Origin of the sequence: Edwardsiella hoshinae NBRC 105699 = ATCC 33379 (assembly GCF_000474215.1) — a bacterium.
In the GTDB taxonomy this organism is placed as follows: domain Bacteria; phylum Pseudomonadota; class Gammaproteobacteria; order Enterobacterales; family Enterobacteriaceae; genus Edwardsiella; species Edwardsiella hoshinae.
In genome coordinates, this window is record NZ_BAUC01000066.1 from 1 (window position 1) to 3,823 (window position 3,823).

At 53.4% G+C, this 3,823-nt stretch carries 3 protein-coding genes and 1 tRNA gene; 1 reads left to right on the forward strand and 3 read right to left on the reverse strand.

The annotated features are described in order from the left end of the window. Positions 1–24: 24 nt before the first annotated feature. Positions 25–100 (reverse strand) — tRNA-Thr (locus tag EHO01S_RS16815). A 430-nt stretch (positions 101–530) separates the two neighbouring features. Here EHO01S_RS16815 and coaA point away from each other — a divergent pair. Then, a complete protein-coding gene (coaA, locus tag EHO01S_RS16820) occupies positions 531–1,478 on the forward strand; it encodes a type I pantothenate kinase (protein WP_024525032.1) in 948 nt (315 codons plus the stop codon). Positions 1,479–1,530: 52 nt separating this feature from the next. Here coaA and birA read toward each other — a convergent pair whose 3' ends face one another. Together birA and murB are read right to left on the reverse strand one after the other, a co-directional pair. After that, positions 1,531–2,490 carry a bifunctional biotin--[acetyl-CoA-carboxylase] ligase/biotin operon repressor BirA gene (gene birA / locus EHO01S_RS16825; RefSeq protein ID WP_024525033.1) on the reverse strand — a complete coding sequence of 320 codons (960 nt, stop codon included), beginning with the start codon at positions 2,488–2,490 and terminating at the stop codon, positions 1,531–1,533. Beyond that, positions 2,487–3,524 (reverse strand): UDP-N-acetylmuramate dehydrogenase, encoded by a 1,038-nt coding sequence (gene murB, locus EHO01S_RS16830; protein ID WP_024525034.1) that lies wholly within the window; start codon positions 3,522–3,524, stop codon positions 2,487–2,489. Before murB ends, birA begins: the two co-directional genes overlap by 4 nt. Between the last annotated feature and the right edge of the window lie 299 nt (positions 3,525–3,823).

Consider the following 3,823-nt stretch of genomic DNA (forward strand, 5'->3'; position numbering starts at 1 on the left):
ACCACACCGGATTGTTGTACTTGATGGTGCCGGCTGCCGGAATCGAACTGGCGACCTACTGATTACAAGTCAGTTGCTCTACCTACTGAGCTAAGCCGGCATCAAGTAGCGCGCATTCTAGGTAGTGATCGTCAGCTATGCAACAAAAAAATTCGATTTTACGCTTCTTCGCTCATAAAACACGCAAAACGAGTGATTCACCGTTCTACATGCCTGCAATCAAGCGGACGCACATCGTTTGCAGCAACACATCGCGCACAAGCATAATCCAAAGTCAGGGAAGAAGAAAGTCCAGTGTCTCGCTTACGCATAGCGCTGGTCTCCCCTACCTCGCCCCCTACTCCGCGTCCCAGATCATCGCTACCAGCGATGTATCAGGACACTAGCATCCCTATCCGCTGACAGATTGCCGCAAGTTTAGGAAAAAAGCGCTGCACCCTAAGCGAAGCTGTCTATAATAAGCGACTCGATTTCTCTGGAGTTGGCGTCCGCGCCGTTTCCATCTTGCGCTGACAGGCAGACACTGGCATATGAAGAAAGAGCAATCCCTGGCGACCCCGTACCTGCAATTCGATCGCCAACAGTGGGCGGCATTGCGTAATTCCGTCCCATTAACGCTGCGCGAAGACGAAATTACCCGTCTCAAGGGTATTAATGAAGATCTCTCCCTGGACGAGGTTGCCCAGATCTATTTGCCGCTTTCACGCTTGCTGAATTTCTACTTCAGCTCCAGCGTCAGCCGTCAGGCCGTGCTAGCGAAGTTTCTTGGTACGCACAATCCACGCGTCCCTTACATCATCGGCATTGCCGGCAGTGTTGCTGTCGGTAAGAGTACCACCGCCCGTGTACTCCAAGCCTTGCTCAGCCGTTGGCCGGAACATCGGCGCGTCGAGTTGATTACCACCGATGGCTTCCTGCATCCGAATAGAGTATTGCAAGAGCGTGGCCTAATGAAGAAGAAAGGCTTCCCGCAGTCTTATGATATGCATCGACTGGTAAAGTTTGTCTCCGACATTAAATCCGGTGTGGCGCAGGTCAGGGCACCGCAATATTCACATTTGATCTACGATGTCGTACCCGACGGCGACAAAATCATCGATCGCCCAGATATTCTGATCTTAGAAGGATTGAACGTCCTACAAAGCGGAATGGATTATCCACACGATCCACATCGAGTTTTTGTCTCTGACTTTGTCGATTTCTCGATCTATGTTGATGCGGCCGAAGAGCAGTTACAGGCATGGTATATCAACCGCTTCCTGAAGTTCCGTGAAGGTGCCTTTACCAATCCTGACTCCTATTTCCACCACTACTCACAATTGCCGGAGTCGGAGGCTATCGCCATCGCCAGTGGACTATGGAAAGAGATCAATGGGTTGAATCTGCGGCAAAATATCTTACCCACTCGCGAACGCGCCAGCTTGATCCTGACCAAAGGCTGCAATCACGCGATAGAGAGTGTTCGCCTGCGCAAATAATACGTCCGGCACGCTACACGATGACGGGAGAGCACATGCTCTCCCGTTCCACTCAGCCGGCCCGCAGCGAAATCTCGCCACCGATAAAGGGGGTAACCACCCCGTCCCGCTCTAGCAATAACGCCCCTTGGGCATCGATACCTCGGGCGATGCCATGGATAGTCTGTTCGCCAATAAGTAATCGCACCGGACGATCGATAAAGTTATCCAACGCACGCCAACGCGCAATGAATGGCGCCAATCCGCGCAACTCAAACTCGGTGAGTGTCGCCCGTAGCCGCCCCAGTAGGCAGGCGACCAGACGATTACGATCAATGCTTACCCCCGCTTCTTGCAGGTTGATCCACTGCTGATCAACCACCTTAGCATCAGGATTACGCATCATCAGATTGATCCCTGCACCGATCACGATATTTGCCGCATCCCCAGTCTTTCCAGTCAACTCGACGAGGATCCCTGCAAGCTTACGATCATTGAGATAGAGGTCGTTCGGCCACTTTACCTTCACGTCATCGGCACCCAACTCACGCAAAACCTCGGCCATCACAATGCCGATCACCAAACTCAATCCCATCGCCGCGGCAGGTCCCTGCTCCAACCGCCAATACATGGAGAGGTAGAGATTCGCGCCAAAAGGAGAAAACCACTGGCGACCGCGACGACCGCGCCCGGCCTGCTGGTACTCGGCGACACAAGCATCGCCAGATTGCAGTTCGTTGATGCGATCTAATAGATATTGGTTGGTAGAATCCACTACTGGCAACACTGTTACCCGAGACTGCGGCAACTGGGCCGTAATCGCCTCAGCACTCAGCAACTGCATCGCAGCCGGTAAGCAGTAACCTTTACCGGGGACGGTAAAAACATCGATCCCCCAATCACGTAGGGTCTGAATATGTTTGTTGACCCCGGCGCGGCTCATCCCGAGCGATTCGCCAAGATGCTCGCCGGAATGAAAGTCACCGTCGGACAGTAAGGCGATCAACTTCAACGGAACCGTGATGTCTCTCATGCTAACGCCTCCACTGCATCCACCTCTCCATGTGCGGAGATAAAACGGACCTCCGGCTCCAGCCAGACAGAAAACGTCTCACCGACTCGTTGACGCACATGACGTGCTAACGCAATCACATCGCTGGCGCTCGCCTGTGCTTCATTGATTAAGACCAATGCCTGCTGACGATGCACCGCCGCACCGCCGATCCGCCACCCTTTCAATGCGCAACGGTCAATGAGCCATCCCGCAGCCAGCTTCACCCGACCATCAGGCTGAAGGTAGTAAGGCATCTGCGGATACTGCTGACGGATCGCTAAGGCCGTCACCGCCTCCACTACGGGATTTTTGAAAAAGCTGCCCGCATTACCATTTTGAGCCGGATCAGGTAACTTGCTTCTCCGCATCTGGCAAACTGCATCGAACACCGCCCGCGGCGTTACTGTGGCCTCATCCAACCGCGCAAGATCGCCATAACTCAAGTGAGGCTGCCAACGCTTGTTCAAACGTAGTCCTACCGCGATGATCGCATAGCCATCACGGTAACGATGCTTGAAGATACTCTCACGATAACCAAAGGCACAGTCATGGGCTGACAGACGCTGCGTATCGCCAGTGCGCAGATCTAACACATCCACATACTCACACACATGCTGAAACTCGACGCCATAGGCACCGATATTTTGAATCGGTGCCGAACCTGCACAACCAGGGATTAAAGCAAGATTTTCGAGGCCAGGCATCGCCTGATCGAGCGTATAACGCACCAAATCATGCCAGTTTTCACCAGCACCGACGTGCAGATGCCAATGTTCCGCCTCCTCACGCACCTGAATGCCAAGAATACGGTTAAGGATCACGCAACCGGCAAAGTCTTCCATAAACAAGACATTACTCCCGCCGCCCAAGATCAGAACAGGTTGCTGACACGCCTGCGCCTGTTGCCATTGCGCAAGCAACGCGGCAGCGTTGTCCGCCTGCACGATCAGCTCAGCCTGGGCGGGCAAAGCAAAGGTGGTAAATTCACTAAGTGATGTAAGGAGCTTGGACATGAAACGACTATCTCATCCTGACTAAACAAACCCTAGTCTACCCGATTATCGACGACAAACCGTGGATAAATCATCACAGACACCGAAATCTACCGCTCGCACCTCCACTGACGGGAGCCATCCTAGCTGCACGAGAGGCCTTTAATCTGCGAAGACAACGGAAAAGGGAAGGGCCAGCGAGATCGCTCACAACGACCGGTATTACATAGGATAAGCATCTGCCCAAGCACGCCCTGGATACGCAAAATGACATCAACACCGTACTTGAACGCCGGGCCGTTTAGCGTCAGCCTTCAGCG